Source organism: Salinihabitans flavidus (assembly GCF_900110425.1).
Taxonomy (GTDB): domain Bacteria; phylum Pseudomonadota; class Alphaproteobacteria; order Rhodobacterales; family Rhodobacteraceae; genus Salinihabitans; species Salinihabitans flavidus.
The window spans coordinates 22,752-46,070 of sequence record NZ_FODS01000005.1 but is presented as its reverse complement, the minus strand read 5'-3'; the positions used below and the strand labels follow the sequence as shown (position 1 = coordinate 46,070).

20 protein-coding genes are annotated in these 23,319 nt (G+C 65.3%); 12 read left to right on the top strand and 8 right to left on the bottom strand.

Annotation, left to right across the window (positions count from 1 at the left end; translation table 11 throughout):
• Positions 1-71 precede the first annotated feature (71 nt).
• The 7 genes from BMW66_RS05980 to BMW66_RS05950 all read left to right on the top strand — a co-directional run bounded on the left by BMW66_RS05980 (position 72) and on the right by BMW66_RS05950 (position 7,672).
• Complete coding sequence (locus BMW66_RS05980) at positions 72-893, top strand: ABC transporter ATP-binding protein (protein ID WP_425441312.1); 822 nt, start codon at positions 72-74, stop codon at positions 891-893.
• Positions 890-1,663 (top strand): ABC transporter ATP-binding protein, encoded by a 774-nt coding sequence (locus BMW66_RS05975; RefSeq protein WP_093116473.1) that lies wholly within the window; start codon positions 890-892, stop codon positions 1,661-1,663. The genes BMW66_RS05980 and BMW66_RS05975 overlap by 4 nt, the downstream gene beginning before the upstream one ends.
• On the top strand, positions 1,660-3,507 hold the full coding sequence (locus tag BMW66_RS05970; RefSeq protein WP_093116471.1) for an AMP-dependent synthetase/ligase: 1,848 nt from the start codon (positions 1,660-1,662) through the stop codon (positions 3,505-3,507). The genes BMW66_RS05975 and BMW66_RS05970 overlap by 4 nt, the downstream gene beginning before the upstream one ends.
• Complete coding sequence (locus tag BMW66_RS05965; protein WP_093116469.1) at positions 3,507-4,379, top strand: branched-chain amino acid ABC transporter permease; 873 nt, start codon at positions 3,507-3,509, stop codon at positions 4,377-4,379. The genes BMW66_RS05970 and BMW66_RS05965 overlap by 1 nt, the downstream gene beginning before the upstream one ends.
• Positions 4,379-5,425: a branched-chain amino acid ABC transporter permease gene (locus BMW66_RS05960; RefSeq protein ID WP_093116467.1), complete on the top strand. Its 1,047-nt coding sequence runs from the start codon at positions 4,379-4,381 to the stop codon at positions 5,423-5,425. The genes BMW66_RS05965 and BMW66_RS05960 overlap by 1 nt, the downstream gene beginning before the upstream one ends.
• A gap of 38 nt (positions 5,426-5,463) precedes the next feature.
• A complete protein-coding gene (locus tag BMW66_RS05955) occupies positions 5,464-6,630 on the top strand; it encodes an ABC transporter substrate-binding protein (protein ID WP_093116465.1) in 1,167 nt (388 codons plus the stop codon).
• 88 nt (positions 6,631-6,718) lie between these two features.
• On the top strand, positions 6,719-7,672 hold the full coding sequence (locus tag BMW66_RS05950; RefSeq protein WP_093116463.1) for an NAD(P)H-dependent flavin oxidoreductase: 954 nt from the start codon (positions 6,719-6,721) through the stop codon (positions 7,670-7,672).
• Here BMW66_RS05950 and BMW66_RS20285 read toward each other — a convergent pair.
• The 8 genes from BMW66_RS20285 to BMW66_RS05910 form a co-directional block, all read right to left on the bottom strand.
• Positions 7,657-8,502 (bottom strand): hypothetical protein, encoded by an 846-nt coding sequence (locus tag BMW66_RS20285; RefSeq protein ID WP_217639291.1) that lies wholly within the window; start codon positions 8,500-8,502, stop codon positions 7,657-7,659. The genes BMW66_RS05950 and BMW66_RS20285 overlap by 16 nt on opposite strands.
• Complete coding sequence (locus tag BMW66_RS05940) at positions 8,495-10,228, bottom strand: thiamine pyrophosphate-binding protein (RefSeq protein ID WP_093116459.1); 1,734 nt, start codon at positions 10,226-10,228, stop codon at positions 8,495-8,497. Before BMW66_RS05940 ends, BMW66_RS20285 begins: the two co-directional genes overlap by 8 nt.
• A gap of 17 nt (positions 10,229-10,245) precedes the next feature.
• On the bottom strand, positions 10,246-11,544 hold the full coding sequence (locus BMW66_RS05935) for a TRAP transporter large permease (protein WP_093116457.1): 1,299 nt from the start codon (positions 11,542-11,544) through the stop codon (positions 10,246-10,248).
• 14 nt (positions 11,545-11,558) lie between these two features.
• Positions 11,559-12,101 carry a TRAP transporter small permease gene (locus tag BMW66_RS05930; RefSeq protein ID WP_093116455.1) on the bottom strand — a complete coding sequence of 181 codons (543 nt, stop codon included), beginning with the start codon at positions 12,099-12,101 and terminating at the stop codon, positions 11,559-11,561.
• Positions 12,102-12,226: 125 nt separating this feature from the next.
• The gene (locus BMW66_RS05925) at positions 12,227-13,249 is read right to left on the bottom strand and encodes a DctP family TRAP transporter solute-binding subunit (RefSeq protein ID WP_093116740.1); all 1,023 of its coding nucleotides are present in this window, start codon (positions 13,247-13,249) and stop codon (positions 12,227-12,229) included.
• Between the two features lie 50 nt (positions 13,250-13,299).
• On the bottom strand, positions 13,300-14,286 hold the full coding sequence (locus BMW66_RS05920) for an alpha-ketoacid dehydrogenase subunit beta (RefSeq protein ID WP_093116453.1): 987 nt from the start codon (positions 14,284-14,286) through the stop codon (positions 13,300-13,302).
• On the bottom strand, positions 14,286-15,305 hold the full coding sequence (locus BMW66_RS05915; protein WP_245729389.1) for a thiamine pyrophosphate-dependent dehydrogenase E1 component subunit alpha: 1,020 nt from the start codon (positions 15,303-15,305) through the stop codon (positions 14,286-14,288). The genes BMW66_RS05920 and BMW66_RS05915 overlap by 1 nt, the downstream gene beginning before the upstream one ends.
• Positions 15,302-16,123 carry an IclR family transcriptional regulator gene (locus BMW66_RS05910; protein ID WP_175483176.1) on the bottom strand — a complete coding sequence of 274 codons (822 nt, stop codon included), beginning with the start codon at positions 16,121-16,123 and terminating at the stop codon, positions 15,302-15,304. Before BMW66_RS05910 ends, BMW66_RS05915 begins: the two co-directional genes overlap by 4 nt.
• A 245-nt stretch (positions 16,124-16,368) precedes the next feature.
• On the opposite strand from BMW66_RS05910, the gene BMW66_RS05905 reads away from it, so the two are divergent.
• The 5 genes from BMW66_RS05905 to BMW66_RS05885 all read left to right on the top strand — a co-directional run bounded on the left by BMW66_RS05905 (position 16,369) and on the right by BMW66_RS05885 (position 23,317).
• Complete coding sequence (locus BMW66_RS05905; protein ID WP_093116449.1) at positions 16,369-17,502, top strand: metallophosphoesterase family protein; 1,134 nt, start codon at positions 16,369-16,371, stop codon at positions 17,500-17,502.
• The gene (locus BMW66_RS05900) at positions 17,499-20,099 is read left to right on the top strand and encodes an AAA family ATPase (RefSeq protein WP_093116447.1); all 2,601 of its coding nucleotides are present in this window, start codon (positions 17,499-17,501) and stop codon (positions 20,097-20,099) included. The genes BMW66_RS05905 and BMW66_RS05900 overlap by 4 nt, the downstream gene beginning before the upstream one ends.
• Positions 20,100-20,468: 369 nt before the next feature.
• Positions 20,469-21,197, top strand: coding sequence for an adenylate kinase (locus BMW66_RS05895; RefSeq protein ID WP_093116445.1), 729 nt, complete (start codon positions 20,469-20,471; stop codon positions 21,195-21,197).
• A gap of 66 nt (positions 21,198-21,263) precedes the next feature.
• Positions 21,264-21,524: a DUF4212 domain-containing protein gene (locus tag BMW66_RS05890; RefSeq protein WP_093116443.1), complete on the top strand. Its 261-nt coding sequence runs from the start codon at positions 21,264-21,266 to the stop codon at positions 21,522-21,524.
• A 5-nt stretch (positions 21,525-21,529) separates the two neighbouring features.
• Positions 21,530-23,317 (top strand): sodium:solute symporter family protein, encoded by a 1,788-nt coding sequence (locus BMW66_RS05885; protein ID WP_093116441.1) that lies wholly within the window; start codon positions 21,530-21,532, stop codon positions 23,315-23,317.
• Positions 23,318-23,319: the final 2 nt, after the last annotated feature.

Here is a 23,319-nt window from a genome sequence, read left to right as displayed (position 1 = left end):
TCGTCGCTTTCGAAGGAATGCGCGAAGCGGTTGCGCTTTCTGCGGACGCGGGCAGATAAATGATACTCATCATACTGGACACGCGGTTTCCGGGCGCGCCGCCCATGCTTGAACTGCGCAACGTTCAAGTCCTCTACGATCGCGCGATCGAAGCGGTCCGAGATGTCTCGCTTGCCGTGCCAGAGGGGCAGATGATCGCGCTTCTGGGATCGAACGGCGCCGGGAAGTCGACAATTCTCAAGGCCATCTCGGGAGTGCTCTATCAGGAGAACGGTGAGATCATGAGCGGCTCCGTCGCTCTTGACGGCAAGCCGATATCGGGATTGCAGCCGGGCGATATCGTGCGCAAAGGCATCATTCAGGTGCCCGAAGGCCGCGCCCTGTTTGCCCAGCTCACCGCCGAGGAAAACCTCCTGATGGGCGGGATCACCCGCAGCCGCGCCGACAGCCGCGCGGCGATGGATATGGTGTACGACCTGTTTCCAAGGGTCAAGGAACGCCGCCATCAGACCGCCGGCTACCTGTCGGGCGGCGAGCAGCAGATGGTTGCGATCGGCCGGGCCCTGATGGCCAATCCCAGCCTGCTGATGCTGGACGAGCCGTCTCTGGGGCTGGCGCCGCAAGTCGTCGATACGATTTTCGACGCCATTCTCAATCTTAATCAAAGTTCGGGTGTCACGGTCCTTCTGGTTGAACAGAACGCGCAGCTTGCGCTCGATGTCGCCTCCTATGGCTACATCATCGAGAACGGTCGCATCGTGCTCGACGGAACGGTCGAGACGCTGCGCAAGAACGACGACGTGCAGGAGTTCTATCTCGGCATGTCCGGCGGCGAACGCAAATCCATGCGCGATGTCAAGCACTACAAACGGCGCAAGAGGTGGTTGTCGTGAGTCTTCTGAAACTGGAAAACGTGACCAAGAAATTCGGCGGGCTGACCGCCGTGTCCGACATCGGCCTGACCGTGGAACAGGGCCAGATCTATAGCCTGATCGGGCCGAACGGCGCGGGAAAGACGACACTTTTCAACCTGGTCAGTTCCATCTTTCCCGTCACCTCGGGGCGGATCTTCTTCGATGAAAAGGACATCACCGAGGTGCCGACCCATGCGCTGGCGTCTCTTGGCATTGCCCGCACCTTTCAGAACCTCGCGGTGTTCAAGCATGAAACGGTGGTCAACAATATCCTCGTGGGGCTGCATTCTCACCTGAAGGCCGACCCGTTTTCTGCCGCCGTCTTCTGGGGGCGCGCGCGCAATGAAGAAATTCGCGCGCGTGAACGGGCCGAGGAGATTATCGAGTTTCTCGAAATCGAAGAGTTACGCGATCTGCCTGTCGGCACGCTGTCCTATGGCCAGCAGAAACGCGTCGAGCTGGGCCGTGCCCTGGCGGTGCGTCCCAAGCTGCTTCTGCTCGATGAGATGGTCTCGGGCATGAACCAGGAGGAGCGCGAGGAAATCGGACGCTTCGTCCTCGATCTGAAGGAGGAACTGGGAATGACCGTTTTCATGGTCGAGCACGACATGGGGATCGTGATGGACATCTCCGACCATGTCTGCGTGATGAATCATGGTGCGAAGATCGCGGAAGGCACGCCCGATGAGGTCTCGAACAATTCCGATGTGATCGACGCCTATCTCGGAAGCCGGAGGAAGTCGGCATGACGCTGAAGCGCGATGACATCCATAAAATGACAATGCCGCAAATCCTGCGCGCGCGGGCGCGCGATCACGGTGCGCGACTGGCCTTGCGTGAAAAGGCGCTCGGTCTCTGGCAACGCACGACGTGGCAGGAGTATTTCGACAAGGCGCGGCTGACGGCCATTGGCCTTTACGCGCTCGGCTTTCGTCCCGGCGACCGTCTTGCCATCGCGAGTGACGACTCGCCGGAATGGTACTACGCCGATCTCGGCGCCCAGATGCTCGGCGGCACCGGGCTCGGGATCTACCCCACCAACCCCTGGCCAGAGCTTCAGTATATCGTGCGGCACTCCAAATCCCGCTTCGTGGTGTGTGGGGATCAGGAACAGACCGACAAGGTGCTTGACGCGCAGGCGCAGGATGGCGGGCTGCCCGATCTCGAACAGATCCTCTGCGTGGATATGAAGGGCATGCGCACCTATGCGCATGACGGGCTGATGTCCTTCGCCGACCTGCTCGATCTCGGCCGCAGGTCCGAGGTGGAGTTCGGCGCGGAAGTGGACCGCCTCATTGACGCCGGCACACCCGATGACGTGGCGATCATCGTCTACACATCCGGCACCACCGGCATGCCGAAGGGCGCCATGCTCAGCCACGGCAACATGCTTTCCTCGGCAAGCGAGGTGGCGCGGATACATCGCCTGGACGACCGCAGCTATTCGGTATTGTGCTACCTGCCGCTGTGCCATGTCGCCGAGCGCAGCTTCTCGCTTGTCATGCAACTGGTGACCGGCTGCGTCGTGTCCTTCGCGGAATCGGTCGATACCGTTGTGGTCAACCTGCGCGAGATCGCGCCGCTCGGCTTCCTTGGTGTGCCCCGGATCTGGGAGAAGATGCAGCAAAGCATCGACTACCGCGTGCGCGACACCACCCCGCTGCAACGGCGCGTGTTCGAGACGACCATGCGGCTTGGCAAACCGATCGCGGCACGGCGGCTCGACAATGGCGGTCAGTTCGCCAGCTTGCGCGACCGTCTGGTGTTCATGGCCCTGTGGCTGATCTGCCTGCGCAGCCTGCAACGGTTTCTTGGTCTCAACCGCGTCCGTGCCAGCTTTTGCGGCGGGGCGTCGATCTCCGAAGAGGTGCTGCTCTTTTTCTGGACGCTCGGGGTTCCGGTCTATCAGATCTACGGCATGACCGAATGCGCGGGGGTGTCCCATTCGCAGCGCCCCGGCGCGACGGCGCCCGGCTGCTCCGGCCCGCCCATCGACTGCATCGAACAGAAGATCGCCGAGGACGGAGAGCTTCTGTTGCGCGGCGCAAGTTGCTTCAAGGGGTATCTCTTCAACGAGGAGGCGACGCAGGAAACTTATGCCGGCGGCTGGTTGCATACCGGCGATATCGTCGAGATCACCGACACCGGCGAGGCTCGCGTGCTCGATCGCAAGAAGGACATCCTCATCACCTCGGGCGGCAAGAACATCACGCCCTCGCTGATCGAGAACGCGCTGAAGGATTCGCCCTATATCCGCGAGGCGATCCTGCTGGGCGACGGGCGCAAGTTCCTGTCCGCGCTCATTCAGATCGACCTTGAGACAACGGGCAAATGGGCGCAGGCGCAAAACATCCAGTACACCACCTACCGCACGTTGGCCGAGAACGACGCGGTGCGCAAGCTGATCGAACAAGAGGTGGCGCGCGTCAACGAGCGGTTCGCGCGGGTCGAGAACATTCGCAAATTCGAGATCCTCAAGAAGGAACTCGATCACGACGACGGTGAACTGACCGCAACAATGAAAGTGCGGCGCAAGGCGATCGAGAAAAAGTTCAGCGCCGAAATCGAAACGATCTACGGGAGCGCCGCATAATGGATTTCTTCCTGCTGCTCATATCGACCGGCCTTGTGATCGGGGCGTCCTATGGCCTTATCGCGATGGGCTTTGCCCTTGTCTACAAGGCGACGGGCGTCGTCAACTTCGCGCATGGCGAACTTGTCATGCTCACGGCCTATATCGCCTTCAGCCTGACGCAGATCTTTGGTTTGTCGTTCATTCCGCTGATGCTCGTGACGATTCCGATCTCGATGGTGCTCGGCCTCACGCTGGAACGGATCTTCATCCGTCCCATGCTCGGGGAACCGGTGTTTTCCATAGTCATGGTCACGATCGGCCTCGCGGTGATCCTGCGCGGGGTGACGATCATGATCTGGGGGCCGGACCCGCATAACCTCACTGCCGGGGTCACGAGGGACGTGATCCGCGTGTTCGGTATTCCGTTCTATGCCGCACAGCTCATGTCGATTGCCGCGCTGGCGATCTGCACGACACTTGGGTGGGCCTTCCTGCGGTTCTCGCGGATCGGGATTTCCATGCGCGCCGTGGCGTCGCATGAAACCGCGGCCCTTCTGGTCGGGATCAGCGTGAGCCGCACGCACGCGATGGCCTGGGCGCTGTCCTCGGGGCTCGCCGCGGTGGCCGGGGTGCTTTTTGCCATGAATTTCAAGCTCGCCCCCGATCTGTGGTTTCAGGGGCTCAAGTCTTTCCCGGCCGTCATTCTCGGGGGACTCGATTCAATCCTCGGGGCCGCCTTTGCCGGGGTCATCATCGGGCTGATCGAGAATCTGTCACAAGGCTACATCGGCCAGGGGCTGCGTGAAATCTCCGGCTTCATTGTCATCATCATCGTTCTGATGGTCCGTCCCTACGGGCTCTTTGGCGACCGCGACATCGAGAGGGTATAATGCGTACCGGACATTTCAAGGAATCCACCGGGCAGCTTATAGCCCTGACCGACAACCCAACGACAAAGGCATGGGTGGCGGCACTTGTCGTGGCGCTGCTGGCCGCCCCGCTGCTTCTGGGCGCCTATGAACTCGGCCTGCTGGTCACGGTGCTGATCGCCGTTGTCGGTGGGGTCGGACTGAACCTTCTGACGGGAACGACGGGCCTGATCTCGCTTGGTCAGGCGGGTTTTCTCGCGGTCGGGGCTTATGGCAACGCGGTGCTGATGGTCGATTATGGCTGGCCCGTCTGGCTGTCGCTGCCGGCGGGGGGCGTGATTTCCGCGCTGATCAGCCTGCTGGTGGGGATTCCCTCGCTCAGGCTCAAGGGGCTGTATCTCGCCATCACGACACTGGCCTTTTCCTTCATCGTCAGCCACATCATCCTCTATGCAGAGCCGATCACACGCGGGCCCAACGGGATCTTCGTCTCCGGCGCCGAGATCTTCGGCTTCAATGTGCAAAAGGGGCCACCACTCTATTTTCTCACGCTCTTCGTGAGCGTCGCGGTTGTGCTGCTCGCTCTCAACCTGCAACGCAGCCGCCTCGGCCGGGCGTGGCTGGCCATCCGCGACCATGACATCGCCGCGCGGGCGATGGGGATCGATCTGACGCGCTACAAACTTCTGGCCTTCATGATCTCGTCGTTCATCGTCGGGCTGGCCGGGGGTCTGATTTCGCTTCAGATCCGGTTCATCAACATTGACGTGTTCGGGCTGATCCTGTCGATCGAGGCGCTGGCCATCATCATTCTTGGCGGGCTCGGTTCCATCGCGGGCGCGATCCTCGGGGCCATATTCCTGACGCTTCTGCCGGAGGTGATCCGCATCGCCTTCAACCTCGTGCTGGAGCCGGGATCGTCCTTCTATTCAACTTATGTCTACGAAATTCGGGGGGTTGTCTACGGCTTCGTGATCGTTGCCTTCCTCCGCTTCAAGCCAGACGGGCTGATCGGGCTGTGGCGCGACAGCAAGAAATTCTGGAGCAACTGGCCCCTCGCCTACTAGGGCGCGCGGCTTTTCAAGAACCAACAGAGGAGAATACCATGAAACGGATTGCAATAGTGGCCATCGCCGCCCTGGCGACGGGACCGGCCTTCGCCGCCGACCCCGGCGTCACCGATACCGAGATCAGGATCGGCGATGTCAACATCATGACAGGTGCCGCCTCCTTCATCGGGCGCGCGGTTTCCGTCGGCTCCAAGATCGCGGCCGCCGAGATCAACGACGCCGGCGGTGTCAACGGGCGTATGATCAAGATCATCACCGAGGATGACGGCTACGTGCCGTCGCGCTCTTTCCAGGCGCTCTCGAAGCTGATCGAAGTCGATGAGATTTTCGCGCTCAACGGCACCTCCGGCACCGCGAACGTGCTGGCCATGATGCCGCTGATCGAGGAGAACAACCTGCCCACCATCGTGTCGACGGCGCCCAACGAATTGGTCTACGATCCGGTGCGCCCGTCGGTCTTTACGCTCGGGGCAAGCTATTCCGACGCCTTTTACGCACAGCTGAAGTATATCAACGACAACGTGGACATCGAAAACCCGGTCTACGGCCTGATCCGTCAGGACGACGATTTCGGCGTTGCGGTGGAACACGGCTACAACCGCGCGGTCGAGGAGTTCGGCGTGGAAGATGCCGCGCGCATCCGCTTCAAGAAGGGCACGTCAAACTTCTCCGCTGAAGTTGCGCAGCTCGATCGGGCCGGCGTGAACGTTCTGGCGAACGGCGGCATCATCTCCGGCGCGGCCAACATCCTGTCGGAGGCCCGCAAGCTTGGCATGGACATTCAATCCGCCCAGGTCTGGAGCGAGGACATGCCCCCGTCGGTCAATCTGGCTGCACAGGCAGGCTATGACTACTACGTGGCCGATTATGTCGCCCTTACCGGCGAGGCGAACGACGCCTTTCTCGAAACCGCACGGGAATACGTGAGCGAAGATGAAATCGAAGCGATCAACCGTTACACCTATGTGACCTATGCCGCGCTGCATGCAATGGCAGAGGCGATGAGCCGCTGCGGCGAAGAACTGACGCGCGATTGCACGATCGAGAACCTGCGCCAGCTCGAGGATTTCCCGGTCGGCGGGATCATGGCCCCGATCAGCTTCAACAACGAAAATCAGCTCTCGGGCACGGCAGTGTCTGTCTATCAGCTTGATGCCGACACGCAGACCTTCACCCGTCTGACCGAGTTTGTCGACTACTGATCACTCCCCCAACTGCGGGGGCGGCGGCAATCGCCCCGCCCCCGCCTTTTCGCCCCCTCTCACCTGCATCAACCCAAAGGACCGCCGCATGGCCATACCGAGCCAATGGCGCGGGCAGCTCTCTGTCCCGGTGATCGCCGCCCCCCTGTTCCTCATCTCGAACCCGGATCTTGTGGTTGCCTGCTGCACCTGCGGCGTGGTCGGCACCTTTCCCGCCCTCAATCAGCGCTCAACGGAAGGCTTCGACGACTGGCTCTCGGACATCCGCGCGCGGCTTGATACCGCCGCCTGCACCACCCCCTTCGGCGTCAACCTTGTCGTCCACCGTTCCAATGAGCGGCTCGAGGCCGATCTTGAGGTTGCCGTGCGCCACAAGGTGCCGCTGATCATCACCTCTCTGGGGCTCCGGCGCGATCTGATCGACGCGGCGCATGGCTATGGCGGGCTGGTCTTTCACGATGTCACCAACCGGCGCTTTGCCGACAAGGCGCTGGAGGCGGGGGTGGACGGTCTGATCGCGGTGCCCCATGGCGCCGGGGGGCACGCCGGGCGGATCAATCCCTTTGCCTTCGTGCAAGAGCTTCGCGGCCTGTTTAACGGCCCGCTTATTCTCGGCGGGGCCATCTCGACAGGCAATCAGGTCGCCGCCGCGCAGATGATGGGCGCCGATCTGGCCTACGTCGGCAGTCGTTTCATCGCCACGCGCGAAAGCGGTGCCCACCCCGACCACAAGCGCATGATCGTCGAGGGCCGGGCCGAGGATATTGTCCTGACCCCGAAAGTCAGTGGCCTGCCCGGAAATTTCCTGCGCCCCAGTCTGGCCGCCGCCGGTCTCGATCCCGACGATCTGGAGCCGCCCGAGACGCTCAACTTCGGGACCACCGACAACATCAAGCCGTGGCGCGACCTCTGGGCCGCGGGACATGGCATCGGCGCGATTGACGACATCCCCGGCGCGGCCGATCTTTGCAACCGGCTCACCGCCGAATACCGCGAGGCTCTGAACGGCGGGTCAAGGCTTCTGGATCAGATGCGTCCCTGACGCGGGGCTTTGTCGGCGCTGTCTGTGTTCTCGGCCTCAAGCGCCGCCTGCACCAGATCGCGCGCCGCCATGCCCGCGCGAGCGCCAAAAGCTTCCGCCCGGGAATTGCAAGCCGAGATCACGCCATCCTCCCATGTCGAGCGGGCATCGCCGATCCGGGCACTGTGCGCCGCGACGGTCGCGGCGGCGATACCCCGCGACTCCAGCACCGGCAGGCGCCCCTGCCCGACACCGCCCCCCGCATCGTTGAAAAGCGCCAGACGCGCCGCAACCTTCAGGGCATTGGCCGGGTCTCCGCCAAACACCGCGCCGTGCGATCCTGTCACCACCACCTGTCCCGCGTCCTCGGGTTGCACCAGCCCCGCCGAATCCACCAGAACGAGGCGGCATGTCGCGCCAGCCGGCGTCAGGACTTGCCGCGCCTCCGTCACCTTGTCGCACGCACCGCCGGGGGGGTTGGCCTGTTCAAGGCGTCCCACCGCCTCGGCGCAGGCCATGCCGGGCCGCACCCCAAGGCGCGCCGCCCCGGCGTTGACATAAGAAATCCATCCCCGCTCCAGCATGGCGCGGGCATCCCCAATATCGGCGCTGCGATGATCGACACTCGCCGCCGCCATGCCCTGCGCCTCCAACCACTCCAGCCCGCCGATCCCGGCCGCGTCCAGCCCGATACCGGCATCGTTGAGGATCACCGCGCGGCACCCGGCCCGAAAGGCAAGATAGGCCGCATAGCGCCCTCCGTGAGAGCCCGATACGACGACACGCCCTGCCGCCTCCGGGCCAAGCTTCGTGACACTGTCGGCCAGCAGGACAGGCGCCCGGTCAGGCAACGCGATCCCCCTTTTTCACCTTCACCGCCCGGCTGTCGGCGGCGGGCAGCATCTTGCCCGGATCGCGCGTGACCACCACGTCGAGCACCGTGGGCCGCCCTTCCTCCGCCAGCGCCTGCGCGAGCGCCTCCGAGAGCGCATCGGGATGCTCCACCCGGATTCCACGACATCCCAGCGCCTCGGCGGCGCGGGCGTAGTCCGTCTCGGCCAGATCGCTCGACTGATAGGCCCCTTCGCCGTACATCAGATGTTGCAGCGCCTTCACATAGCCCGAGGCCGCGTTGTTGACGACGATGATGACCACCGCCAGCCCCATGCGGCGCGCGGTCTCGATCTCGCCCAACACCATGTTGAACCCGCCGTCCCCGGTCAGCGCGACAACCGCCCGATCCGGCGCGGCCAGTTTCGCCCCGATCGCCCCCGGCAGGCCATACCCGATGGAGGCAAAGCCGCGATCGGGAACGAACCCCCGCCCCGCGCGCGGCTGGTCGTAAAGCAGCCCGCCCCAATGCGCGGCAAACCCGCCGTCGGCGATCAGCACCGCATCCTCGGGCAGGCCCGCGTTCAGCGTGCCCATCAGCCGCCCCATCGACACCGGCACCTCGTCGCTTTCCAGACGCGCGCGCGCTGTCTCGCGCCATTTGTCCATGCGGCGGACCACACCGGCGCACCAATCCTGCCGTCCTTCGGGCGCTGGCCCGTCCTTCAGCCCGGCGCGCAGGTCGCGTATCCCCTCTCGCGCATCGCCCCAAAGCGGCAAGGTGGGCCGATAGGTGCGGCCGATCTCCTCGGCCACGCAATCAAGATGAATAAGGGTCTTGCCGGGCGCGGGAACCGTATACCGCTTGGTCGCGATCTCGCCGAGCTTGCAGCCGATCACCAGCAGGCAATCGCTCTCGTCAATCATGTCGTTGGCAATCCGGTCATACCGCCCGAACAGCCCTGCCGAAAGCGGGCTGATGCAGGCGATGGCGCCCTTGCCGCTCATGGTGTGGGCCACGGGAATTTGCGCGGCCTCCGCCAGCGCCTGAAGGTCATCGGCGGCCTGCGACAGGTGAACGCCGCCTCCCGCAAGGATCAAGGGACGCTCCGCCGCCGCAAGCAGGGCCACCGCCTGCGCGAGACCCTCCGCATCGGGGCGGCTGCGCAGCGCGGGCGCGGCCTGATAGCGCGGATCGGCGGAGAAGTCCGCCTCGTCGAAGGGATAGGTGCCGTGCGATATATCCTCCGGCACGATCAGCGCCACGGGACCGGGGCGCCCGGTCGTGGCCACGCTGAAGGCGCGGCGCACCAGTTCGGGAATGCGCCCGATGCTCTCCACGCGGATCAATTCCTTCACCGCCGGGCGCAGGATCTCGGCCTGCCGCGATTCCTGCGTCATGTTCTTCCACGAATGGTCGCGGTGCGTGTCGCCCACGATCGCCACCAGCGGCGATCCGGCATTGAGCGCCTCCACCAGCCCGGTCACGAGGTTGGTCGCCCCCGGCCCCAGCGTGGCATCCACGAGGCCCACGCGCCCCGACACCTTGGCATAGGCGTCGGCGGCGAACACCCCGCAGCGTTCGTCGTTGATCAGGTTGTGGCGCAGGCCAAGCCGCCGCGCGGCGTCATAGAACGGCAGGAGCTGAAACCCGCCCATGCCGAACATCGGCCCGGCCCCATGCGCCTGCAACATCCGGGCCAGCGCCTCGCCGCCATTCATTTCATTCCTGCGTTGCTCTGTCATCTGCGCCTCATTCCGGTTCAGGTTATGCGATAGCCCAGAACCCGCGGCAGCCAGAGCGCAAGTTCGGGAAACAATATGATCAAGGCCAGTGCGCCGACCATCGCCAGCAGCAGCCAGCCGACCCAGCGAAAGGTCGATTCAAGCGGGATTCCGGCAATTTTCGCCGTCACCATCAGGTTGACCGCGACGGGCGGGGTAAACTGCCCCATCGCCACGTTGATCGCCATGACGACACCGAACCAGACGAAGGACCACTCGAACGCCTGCACGATGGGGATGAGGAGCGGCACGGCAATGAGATAGATCGACACCCCGTCCAGAACCATCCCCGCCAGCAGCAGCAACGTCATCAGAAGAAGCAGAATGATCCACTGGTTCTCGGTGACAGACAAAAGCGCCTCTGTTGTGGCCGTGAAGGCGCCCATGGTGGACCCTGCCCACGCGAAGAGGCCCGCCAGAGAGATGATCAGCATCACAACGCCCGACACCTTGGCGCTGTCGGCCAGAACGGCGTAGATCTCGCGCCAGCCCATGGTGCGATACAGGACCGTGCCGACAAAGAGCCCATAAAAGACCGCCACCACGGCGGTTTCCGTCGGCGTGAACAAGCCCGAACGCAGACCGCCAAGAATGATCACCGGCGCCATCAGCCCCGGCATCGCGCGGCGGAAACTGGGCCAGAAACGGGGCCGGTCCGGGTCTTCGCCGTCGCCAAACCCGTGTCTGCGGCTGAGCAGCAGCGTCGGGATCGCGATGGCCGATCCCACCAGAAGGCCGGGCACCAGACCGGCGGCGAACAGCGCGCGCAGGTCAAGGCCGGGCACGATCACCGAATAGATGATCATCGCCACCGAAGGCGGAATCAGGATCGCGGTGGACGCCGAGGCCGCGATGACGCTGGCGGTAAAGGGCTTGGGGTATCCCGCCTTGATCATCGACGGCAGCATGACCGTGGCCACCGCCGCCGCATCGGCCGGGCCGGACCCGGACATGCCCCCCATGATCAGGCAGACGATGATCGCCACCAGCGCCAGTCCGCCCCGGCGCGGCCCGATCATCGATTGCGCGAACTCCACCAGTCGCGCCGCCACCCCTGATCGCTCGAAGACCATCCCCGTCAGGATGAACAGCGGAATCGCGATCAGCGGGTATTTGGCCACCGACGCATAGGTGTTCGGCCCGATCATGCCAAGCGCGGTCATATCGAGCCCGGCAACGATACCGATCGCTCCCGAAAGGCCGAGCGCAACGGCAATCGGCGTGCCGATCACCATCAGCACGACGAAACTCAGAAGCATGAGGATATTGGCATCCATGACGGTCTCCTGCCCTATGTGCGGCGGCGCGCGGGGCGCAGGGTGGCCCAGGCCCGCCCCAGCACCCGCAAAAGGATCGCCACCGACAACAGCGGCAGCCAGATGGTGTAAATCCACACCGGATTGCCCAGACCGGGCGAGGTCTCGCCCCAGTACCATTCGTCGTAGGTGATACTCGCACTGTAATAGACCACGAGCGAGAACATCAGCGTCGTGGCCACGACGGTCACCACCTCGCAGATCCAGCGCAGGGCGGGCGGCATCCGTTCGAGGAAGAAGGTGATGCGGATATGCTCATTGCTGGCAAAGGCCAGCGAGGCGCCCACGAAGGTCATGAACACCAGCAGAAAGACCGAGAATTCCTCTGTGAAGGCGAAAGAGATGTTGGTGGCGTAACGCACGACCACATTGGCAATGGAGATCAGGCAGATCGCCGCCATCGCCGCCGCCCCGAGGGCTTCCTCGATCCGAACCGGCACGCGCACATGGTTGGCGCCGCTTTCGGTCCCGTCAGGCACGGCATCGGGGCTGGGATCATCGGGGTTTGGCGCGGTCATCTCCGCCTCCTTGGGGTCGGGGGGTCGTGGATCTGTCAGGGTCGGGGGATCGGCCCCGCGCCGCACATGGCGGCACGGGGGCCGCCACGCCCGAAGCGGGCCCGGCGGCTTGCCTCAGCCTTGCCTTAGCGGTTGGCGATGGACTCCTCGGCCATCTCCACCAGATCGGCGCCGATCACGTCGGTCCATTCCTCGTAGACCGGACGCGTGATATCGACGAACGCCTGGCGTTCCTCCTCGGTCAGAGAGACCACGTTGACGCCATAGCCCCTGATCTCCTCGATCAGGCTCGGGTCGTCCTCGGTCAGGCCCTCTCGCGCCACCTCGATCCCATGCGCCCCGGCATCGACCGCGGCACTGCGCAGGATCTCCTGATCCTCCGCCGTGAAGCTGTCCCAGACCTCCTGGTTGACGGCGAAGATCAGCGGGTCGGCCACGTAATGCCAAAGCGTCACATTGGTCTGACCCAGTTCGTGCATGTTGAGAACCGAGTAGATGGTGAGCGGGTTTTCCTGCCCGTCCACCGCGCCGGTGGTCAGCGCCGGCTGCGCGTCGGCCCAGCTCATCTGCGTCGGGTTGGCCCCCATGGCCGAGAACATGTCGTTGTAGATCGGAGAACCGACAACCCGCATCTTCAGCCCTTCCATGTCTTCGGGGCGGCGGATTTCGACCTTGGAGTTGGTCACCTCGCGGAATCCGTTCTCCGCCCACGCCAGCGGCACCACGCCGTTGTCCTCGAGGATCTCGAAGATCCGCTCGCCGACGGGCCCTTGCGTCAACGCATCCAGCGCCGCGTAATCGGGCATCAGGAACGGCAGGGAAAACAGGTTGAGTTCCTTGACCTGCGGCGACCAGTTGATGGTGGAGCCGACAGCCATGTCGATCACGCCGCGCCGCATCGCGGTAAACTCGCGGGTCTGGTCACCCTGCACGAGCTGCACGCCCGGGTAGATCTTCATGTTGATCCGGCCCTCGGTCCGCTCGGCCACCAGGTCGGCCCAGCGGTTCGCCGCGATCCCCCATGGGAACGGCTCGGGCACCACGGTCGAGACTCGATATTCGTCCTTGTAGTCCTGCGCCAGTGCCGGGGACAGCCCCAGCGTGGCCACGGCGGCTCCGGCCGCCATCATAGTTCTGAAGAGTGTCATGTTGTCTTTCCTCCCGTTGAATTTTGACAGCGCCTCCCCGCGCTGCCGGTTCACGCTACGGTCTGGGGCACAACCATGCCCCGGACCGCATCAGTGATGGCTTTGTCCGTCACCCGCGCCTGATCCTCCAGCGGCGGCGCATAGGCCACCGGGATGCGCGGCGCGCCAAGGCGGCGCACCGGCGCGCGCAAACGGTAATGCAGCGCCTCTGCGACACTGGCGGCGATCTCGGCCCCGAAGCCCGCGACCGACACCGCCTCCTGCACCACCAGAAGGCGGCCGGTCTTCCCGACCGAGGCAAGGACCGCCTCCCGGTCCCATGGCCAGAGCGTGCGCAGGTCGATCACCTCCACCCCGATCCCTTCCGCCGACAGGTCTTCGGCAGCCTTCAGACACGGATGGCGCATGGCCGACCAGGTCACGATGGTCAGATCCACCCCCTCGCGCGCCACCTCCGCCTTGCCCAGCGGCACCAGATGCTCGCCCTCGGGCACCTCGCCTTCCAGCGCCCAGAGGTTCTTGTGTTCCATGTAAACGACCGGATCCTCGTTGCGGATGGCCGTTTTCAGCAGCCCGAGGTTATCGGCCGGCGTCGCGGGCGCGACCACCACAAGCCCCGGAATATGCGCATACCACGCCTCAAGCGATTGCGAATGCTGCGCGGCCGACGATCGCCACATGCCGATCGGCTCGCGCACCACCATCGGCACCCGCATCTGCCCGCCGAACATGAAGCGCGCCTTGGCCGCCTGATTGACCAGCTCATCCACCGCGCAAAGCGCGAAATCGGAAAACCGCATCTCCACCACGGGACGCGTGCCGGTCATCGCGGCGCCCACGGCGGCGCCCATGATGCAGGCTTCGGAAATCGGGGTGTCGGCGATCCGCTCGTCCCCGAACATCTCCTGAAGCCCCTTGTATTGGCCGAACACACCGCCGCGCCCAAGATCCTCGCCAAGCGCCCAGACACGCTCATCGCGCTGCATCTCTTCCATTACGGCGCGGCGCCCGGCCTCAAGATAGCTTGTCATGCTCATCAAAACGCCCTTTCCGCCGGATTGCCCATATCCTGCACGTCCGCGAAGGCGCCGCGCGCGTCGGGCCAGGACGTGGCGCTGGCCTCTGCGCTGATCGCGCGCATCTCGTCCCATGCCTCCTGCCGCGTCCGGCTCAGCTCTTCGTCGCTCACGCCCGCCAGACGCAAGCCCGCCTCCAGCCGCGCGATCGGGCATCGCCGGCGCCATTGATCCACTTCCGCTTCGGGGCGATAGGAGGCCGGGTCCACCGCCGTGTGCCCGGTGATCCGGTAGGTGTGACAATGCATCAGGCGCGGCCCCTCGCCCGCGCGCAGGGCGGCAATCGCCGTGCGCGCCGCCGCATCCACCGCCAGCACATCGTTGCCATCCACCTCCGCGGCCGGCAGCCCAAGGCTTTCCGCCCGAGCCGTGGCCCCCGCGCCCCCGGTCATCGACCGGGTCCGCGTCGTGGCGGAAAACCCGTTGTCCTCGCAGACAAACAGCACCGGAAGATCGAACACCCGCGCCCAGTTCAGCCCCTCAAGGAACGGGCCGCGATTGATCGCCCCATCGCCGAAGATGCAAACCACCACCTCGCCCGCGCGCCGCAGCTTGAGCGCATGGGCCGCCCCCGTCGCGATGGGAATATTCGCCCCCACGACACCATTCGCGCCCAGCATGCCCACCCCGAAATCGGCGATATGCATGGAGCCGCCCTTGCCGCCGCAGGTGCCACCCTCGCGCCCGAAAAGCTCGCGCATCATCGCCAGCGGATCGGCCCCCTTGGCCAGCGTATGCCCATGGCCGCGATGGGTGGACAAAAGAAGATCGGTCTTCGACAGGTTGGGGCAGATCCCCGCCGCCACCGCCTCCTGTCCGATGGACGGATGGATCGCCCCCAGAACCAGCCCCTCGCGCTGCGCCTCGATGGCCAGCTCCTCGAAGGCGCGTATCCTCCACATCAGCGACAGGATCGGAAGAAACCGCCCGGTCTCCAGATTGCCGGATGCCCCTGCGTGCTCGGCGGTATGCTGTGTCAAACCTGTTCCTCCCTGACCTTGCCCTGACCGGCTCCTGCCGGCGCCTGTCCCCGCTGATGAAGCGTCCGGCCCAGCTCCTCGGCTTCGTGCCGCAACATGCCGACCAGGTCCGAAACGCGCGGCGGGTCCATTCTCTCCCGGATTGCCGCGAGAGACAGCGCCGCCAGCGCCCGCCCGTCGCGGTCCTTCACCGGCACGCCCACAGCCGCCATCGCGCTCACGATCCGGCCGCCGTTAAAGGCGTATCCGTCGCGCTGCGTGGCGCGCACCATCTCGCGCAGGCTGTCCTCGCCAAACCCGTCAAATCCCTGCCGCGCCGCATGATCATCGCGCAGGATGCGGTCAATATCGTCCTCGGGCTGGAACGCCAGCAACGCCAGCGATCCCGCCCCCACGCCAAGCGGGCGGCGATCTCCGACATCGAGTGTCAGGGTGCGGATGGGAAACTTGCCGGTGCAACGATCCACGCATAGCGCCTGATCGCCCTCACGCACCGACAGATAGACGGTATCCTCCGTCGCCGCCGCCAGCCGCACCAGCGACGGACGCGCCTGCTCCACGATGCTGAACCGCTGCGCCGCCGCCGCAAGGGAAAACAGCCCATAGCCCAGCCGATAGAGTTTCGATCCCTCGTCGAACTCGACAAATCCCACGTCGGTGAGCGCGCCCAGAAGCCGGTGAACCGTGGCCTTGCCCAGATCGACCGCCGCAGTGACATCCGCAAGGCGCATGCCCCCCGCCGGGCCGGCCGACAGCGCGCGCAGCACAAGGGCGGCGCGGCCTATCGTCTTGACCGAAGAAATCTGCGCCTCTGCCACTCTCGCCTCCCCACGATCGCGATCAGACTCATTTCGTTCCACTTGATGGAACATTTGATAGCCTATTTTGGAACAAACGAATCTGTCAAGCCATCTTGAGCAGTCCGCAAGCATGATCGACGCGGGCGCGCGGAGTGCCGGTCCCACAGCCGCAAGGCCCGGTCGCCTCAGGGCGCAACACAGCTTGAAGCCGGACTCCGCCGGTGCAACAGTGACGGTGCCCGCCCTGCTGCAAAGGTCCGACAATGCCCGCCTTCCGCTTTCTGCACACCTCAGACCTTCACCTCGGAAAACGTTTCGGTACCTTCGAAGAAGAGATTCGCGCCGATCTGCAACAGGCCCGGCTGGGGATCGTCGCCACGCTGGCACGCACGGCCGCCGATCACGGCGCCGGTCATGTCCTGATCGCCGGGGACAGCTTCGACACCGAAACTCCCTCGCAGCGCCTGATCCGGCAGACTCTCGCCACGATGGGTGAGACATCCGCGCTGCACTGGTGGATCATTCCCGGCAACCACGACAGCCTTGGCGCAGAGCTGATCTGGACCGTGATGCAGGCCCATGCGCCCGACAATGTGCATCTGCTGACCGACCCCGCGCCGACGCAGATCGCGCCGGGGGTGACGCTCCTGCCCGCACCCTGCCCGCGCCGCTTTCCCGGCACCGATCTGACCGCATGGATGGACGGATGCGAGACACCACAGGAGCACCTGCGCATCGGGCTGGCGCATGGCGGCGTGATCGACTTCGGCAGCGATGAGCCGGGCGGTGACATCATCTCGCCGCGCCGGGCCGAAACCGCGCGGCTCGATTACCTCGCGCTGGGGGACTGGCATGGCATCTTTACCTTCGATGAGCGCACCCGCTACAGTGGCACGCCCGAGCGGGACAGGTTCAAACATGCGGGCCGGGGGGGCTGCCTTCTGGTGGATCTGCCCGGCCCCGGCGCCCCGCCGCTGGTCACGGAGGTGGAAACCGGCAAATACAACTGGCAGGAGCGCACCCTGCGCCTCACGCCCGGTGACGATGCGGCCGAGGCGCTGATCCGCCTTCTGCCACACGATCGCACCGACTGGCGTCATACGCTGCTGAAGATCACCGCCGAGGGCTGGTGCCACCTGCCCGAGCGGCTCCGGCTGTCGCGCGCCGCCGCCGAAATCGCGCCGGAGTTCTGCCATTTCGACTTGAACGATGGACCTCTTCAGACCGAATACAGCGCCGATGATCTGGACGACATTGCACAGGGCGGTGCGCTGCGCATGGCCGCCGAGACGCTTCGCAACGACGCCGAAAACACCGATCTGGCACGGCGCGACCGGGACGTGTCCGCCGCCGCGCTCAACCGGCTCTACGGCCTAGTGCAGGAGGCGGCGGAATGAACCTTCTGTCCGTCCGGCTCAATAACGTGCGCCGCTTCACCGCGCCGGTGGAAATCACCGGGCTGGGGCCGGGGCTGAACGTGTTGTCGGCCCCGAACGAGCAGGGCAAATCAACCATATTCGACGCGCTCCACGCGCTTTTCTTCAAAAGCGCCTCATCGCGTGACAAGGAGATTCGCGCCCTGATCCCCCATGCCGGGGGCGATCCCGAGATCACCGCCGAGATCGCGCAGGACGGCGCCCGCTACCGGATCGAGAAAATCTTTTCCAAAGGAACCCGGGCAGGCACCCGCATCCTGCGCGACGGCCATCTCTACAAGCAGGCCGGAGAGGCGGAAGCATGGCTCGACACCCTGCTCACAGCGCCCAGGGACGGCGGTCCGGCGGGGCTTTTGTGGGTGCGGCAAGGGCTGACCGCCTTTCAGGACGCCGGCGCCACGCTCGACGCGCGCCGCGATCTGCTCTCCTCCGTCGCCGGAGAGGTGGAGGCCGTCACCGGCGGCCGGCAGATGGAAGCGATCCGCGCACAGGTTCGCACAGAGCTTGACCGCTATGTCACTAGAACCGGCCGCACCGCCAAGAACGGCCCGCTGGCCGAGGCCGAAACGCAGGTCGAAGAGCTGCAAGAGCTGCATGGCTCTCTCGCGGACAAGGCCGCCGACCTGCGCGGCCTGCTCGATTCGCGCCGCGTGCTTGTCTCGGAGTTGGACGGGCTGCGCGACGCGCAGGAGGCCGCCCACCGCACGGCCCGCCTCGACGAGGCGCGCAAGGCGCATCAACACGCGGAAAGCCATCTCGAAAGGCTGGACCGGGCCACCAGCGCCGTGGACACCGCCGAGGCCCGCGTGCAGCGCAACCAGCAATCGCTCGAAACGCTGACAGCGCAACTTCGTGAAGTGATGGACGCGGAAAAGGCGCTGACCGGCACCGGGGACGATCACCGCGACGCCGCGGACCGGCTGACCCGGGCAGACACCGCTCTGGCAGCGGCCAGGCAGGCCGAGACCACGGCCCGCAAGACCCTCGATACCGCGCACATGCAGCTTGATCGCGTGATCCGGGCCGAGGCTGCCCGCATCGCCGAAACCCGGCGCGCCGAACTCACCGCGCGGCTGTCAGAAGCCGAAGCCCATCACGCGGAGGCCGAAAAGACCCGCGCCCTTGTGGCCCGCGGCCCCGACGCGGCGGTGATGGACAAGATCGAGACCGCAGCCGCCGATCTCTCGTTCGCCCGCCGTGCCCGTGAGGCCGCTAGTGCCTCTGTCAGCATGAGTTACTCGCCCGGCGGCGAGGGCGGCGTGACGCTGGAGGGCACGCCTTTGCAAGATGGGGCGCGTCTGCCCCTGCCCGACGGCGGCGCGCTGCATCTGCGCGGGCTGGGCGAACTGCGCATTCATCCCGGTACGGTGGCCGGCGACGAGGATTTGCAACAGGCCGACACGACCCTCCGCCGTGCGTTGGAGGAAGCGGGGTTTTCCACACTCGACAACGCACGCGCCGCGCACCGCGAGCGGGCAGAGGCCAAGGCACGGCTGGACGACGCGGTTAACGCCCTGCGAATCGCGGCCCCCGACGGAATTGACGCCCTGCGCGCGCGGATCTCCGACTTGCCGCGACAAGAGCCCGACACCGGCGATCTGCCCACCCGCGATCAGGCTGAGGCCGAACTGCAAGAGGCGAAGGCGCGCCACGCCGAAACCCTTGCCGGTCTGGAGAAGGCGCGCGCCGAGCACGCCAGTGCGCAGGCCACGGCGCAGGGCGCCGGGGCCGCCCACGACGGGGCCACCGCGCGGCTGGAACGCGCCGCCGCAGCCCTGCGCGACCGGGACGGGGCCGAGGCGCGCCTGACCGCCCTGCGCACCGAGGCGGCAGAGCTTCGCGCCGCTCTGGACAAGGCACGCCGCGAGAAGGCCGCGCTTGCCGACAGCGCCCCGGACCCCGAACAGACACAGGCCGCCCTGCAACGGGCCACCTCCGCCGCCGAGGCCGTACAGACCCGCGAACAGGAGATTACCCGCGATCTGGCCGGATTGGACGCGCGGATCGACGTGCAGGCCGGGCAAGCCATCGAAGAGGAACTGGCCGAGGCCGAGGGCCGGCTTGCCACCGCGCAGGCCCGGCTCGACAGCCTGCGCTTCGAGGTGGATGTGCTGCGCACCCTCGATCAGACGCTCGACACGGCGCAGCAATCGGCGCGCGATCACTATATCGGCCCGATTTTCCGCGAGTTGGAGCCGCTGGTGCGCATGGTCTGGCCCGACGCCGAACTGCATATGGATGCCGACAGCGTTCTGCCAAGCCGCCTTGTGCGTCCCGGCGCCGAGGATACGTTCGATCAGCTTTCGGGTGGCACGCAGGAACAGATCGCGCTTCTGGTCCGTCTGGCCTTCGCCCGCCTTCTGGCCCGTGCCGGCACCCCCGCGCCGGTGATCCTCGACGATGCCATCGTCTACACCGATGACGACCGTATCGAAAAGATGTTCGATGCCCTCACCCGGCAGGCGAGCGACCTTCAGATCATTGTCTTCTCCTGCCGCCAGCGCGCCTTTCGCGATCTTGGCGGCCGCCTCCTGTCGATCCGGCCCGCGCACGACTAGGCCCCGCTCGTCCGGCGCGGCGATTCTCCTGTGCCGGGGGGGCATGGGGCCCCCGCCAGATCGGAGCGTTTTGTCGCATCCGGTGCAACCGGGACGCGGCAGGGCCCCGTCCCGTCTGCCGTTGCGTCACCGAAGGTGATTGTGCCTTTGCGTCAAGTCTCTGGAATATCAGCGAAAACCGCGGAGTCTGAAAATCATTTACAGCGCCGCAAGTAAATCTGGAAACGGATTTACAATTTTTTCCCTCACTATCCGTGACTTATATATATTTTTTCATAACCCCCTATGATCACCACAAATCCAGTTACCGGGCGCGGCGACCCTGTCCCGCGCCGGTCCATCCGATCGTCAAGAGGGAGGAGCCTCAGGATGACAGACCACACCAAGAGCACGACAGATGTGAATGGCGCCCTTCGAGACCCATCGTGCCTTTCCGCGCCGCCGGTGCTGATCCTTCTTGGCCCGCCCGGTGCGGGCAAGGGCACGCAGGCGCGGATGTTGGCCAACCACTTCGAACTTGTGCAGCTCTCCACCGGCGACATGCTGCGCGCCGCCGTCGCCGCCGGCACCGAGGCCGGGCAGAAGGCCCGCGCGGTGATGGAGGCGGGCGATCTTGTCTCCGACGCCATCGTGACCGCCATCCTGCGCGAGCGTCTGGCGGAGCCCGATTGCCGCGCAGGCGTCATCCTCGACGGCTTTCCGCGCACCGGCGCGCAGGCCGAGGCGCTCGATGCGCTTCTGGCGCGGGCCGGCCAACCCGTCGCCGCCGCCATCAGCCTCGACGTGGACGACGCCTCGATGGTCGAGCGGATCACCGGCCGCTTTGCGTGTGCCACCTGCGGCGAAGGTTATCACGAGCGCTACAAGAAACCGCTGCAAAGCGGCATCTGCGACACCTGCGGCGGCACCGACATGACCCGCCGCGCCGACGACACCGCCGAGACCGTCACAAGCCGCCTTGCGGCCTATCACGCGCAGACCGCGCCGCTCATCGCGCATTACGCGGGCCGGGGCGTGCTGCGGCGGGTGGATGCGATGGCCGAAATCGACACCGTCGCGAACGAACTGACCGCGATTGCCGAACGGGCGCTCGCCTGAGGGAGAGAGGGGGGCACCGGCACTCTGCCCTGCCCCGGTATTCAACATCAACGGGAGGACGGCGTCATGGCCGACAACTCATCCAATTCCACCTACTGGGCGACCAATATCCGCATCATCCTGATTTCTCTGGTGATCTGGGCGCTGGTCTCCTTCGGGTTCGGCATCCTGCTGCGCCCGCTGTTGGCGGGCATCCCCGTCGGCGGCACGGATCTCGGCTTCTGGTTCGCCCAGCAAGGCTCGATCCTCGTCTTTCTCGGGATCATCTTCTTCTACGCCTGGCGGATGAACCGGCTCGACCGTGAACACGGCGTGGACGAGGAGTAAGCGACATGGACCAGTTCACAATCAACCTGCTGTTTGTCGGCGCGAGTTTCGCGATCTACATCGGCATCGCCATCTGGGCCCGCGCGGGCTCCACCTCGGAATTCTACGCCGCCGGGCGCGGCGTGCATCCCGTCACCAACGGCATGGCCACGGCGGCCGACTGGATGTCGGCGGCCTCCTTCATCTCGATGGCCGGGCTCATCGCCTTCACCGGCTATGACAATTCCACCTTCCTGATGGGCTGGACCGGCGGTTACGTGCTTCTGGCGCTGCTTCTGGCGCCCTACCTGCGCAAGTTCGGCAAGTTCACCGTGTCCGAGTTCATCGGCGACCGCTTCTATTCTCAAACCGCGCGCATGGTGGCGGTGCTCTGCCTGATCGTGGCCTCGCTGACGTATGTGATCGGCCAGATGACCGGCGTGGGCGTCGCCTTCGGCCGCTTTCTGGAGGTGAACAACACCACCGGCCTTCTGATCGGGGCCTGCGTGGTCTTCGCCTATGCGGTCTTCGGCGGCATGAAGGGCGTGACCTATACGCAGGTGGCGCAATATGTCGTTCTGATCATGGCCTACACGATCCCGGCCATCTTCATTTCGCTGCAACTGACCGGCAACCCGATCCCGGCACTGGGATTGTTCGGCGAGCATACCGCCAGCGGAGAGCCGCTTCTGGCCAAGCTCGACGCCATCGTCACCGAACTGGGTTTCCGCGAATATACAATGCACCACGGCGACACGTTCAACATGGTGCTCTTCACCCTATCGCTGATGATCGGCACCGCCGGGCTGCCACATGTCATCATGCGCTTTTTCACGGTGCCGAAAGTGTCCGACGCGCGCTGGTCGGCGGGCTGGGCGCTGGTGTTCATCGCTCTGCTTTACCTCACGGCCCCGGCCGTGGGCGCGATGGCGCGGCTCAATATCTCCGAGATGATGTGGCCCAACGGCGGTATCGACGGCGGCGCCGTGACCGTTCAGCAGATCGAGGAGGAAGAGCGTTACGACTGGATGGCCACCTGGCAGAAGACCGGCCTTCTCGGCTGGGAGGACAAGAACGGCGACGGGCGCATCCAGTATTACAACGACGCCAATCCCGATATGCAGACGCTGGCGGCCGAAAAGGGCTGGCAGGGCAATGAGCTGACCAACTTCAACCGCGACATCCTCGTTCTGGCCAACCCCGAGATCGCCAACCTGCCCGGCTGGGTGATCGGTCTGGTGGCCGCCGGCGGTCTTGCCGCCGCGCTCTCCACCGCCGCCGGTCTGCTTCTGGCGATCTCCTCGGCGGTGAGCCACGATCTGATCAAGGGCGCGGTCAACCCGAGGATCTCCGAACGCGGGGAGCTTCTGTCGGCGCGCGTCGCGATGGCCGTGGCGATCGTCGTGGCGACCTACCTCGGGCTCAACCCGCCGGGCTTTGCCGCGCAGACGGTGGCGCTGGCCTTCGGGCTCGCGGCGGCGTCGATCTTCCCGGCGCTGATGATGGGGATCTTCTCGACCCGCATCAACAACACCGGCGCCGTGGCCGGGATGCTGGCGGGGCTCGTGGTGACGCTGGTCTATATCTTCCTGCACAAGGGCTGGTTCTTCATCCCCGACACCAACAGCTTCACCGACGCCAACCCGCTTCTGGGCACGGTGCAGTCCACCTCCTTCGGGGCGGTCGGCGCGGCGATCAACTTCACGGTGGCCTATCTGGTGGCCGGGATGACGAAAGCGACTCCAGAGGAGATCAAGGAGCTTGTGGAATCCGTGCGCATCCCGCGCGGGGCCAGCGCGGCGCAGGATCACTGATC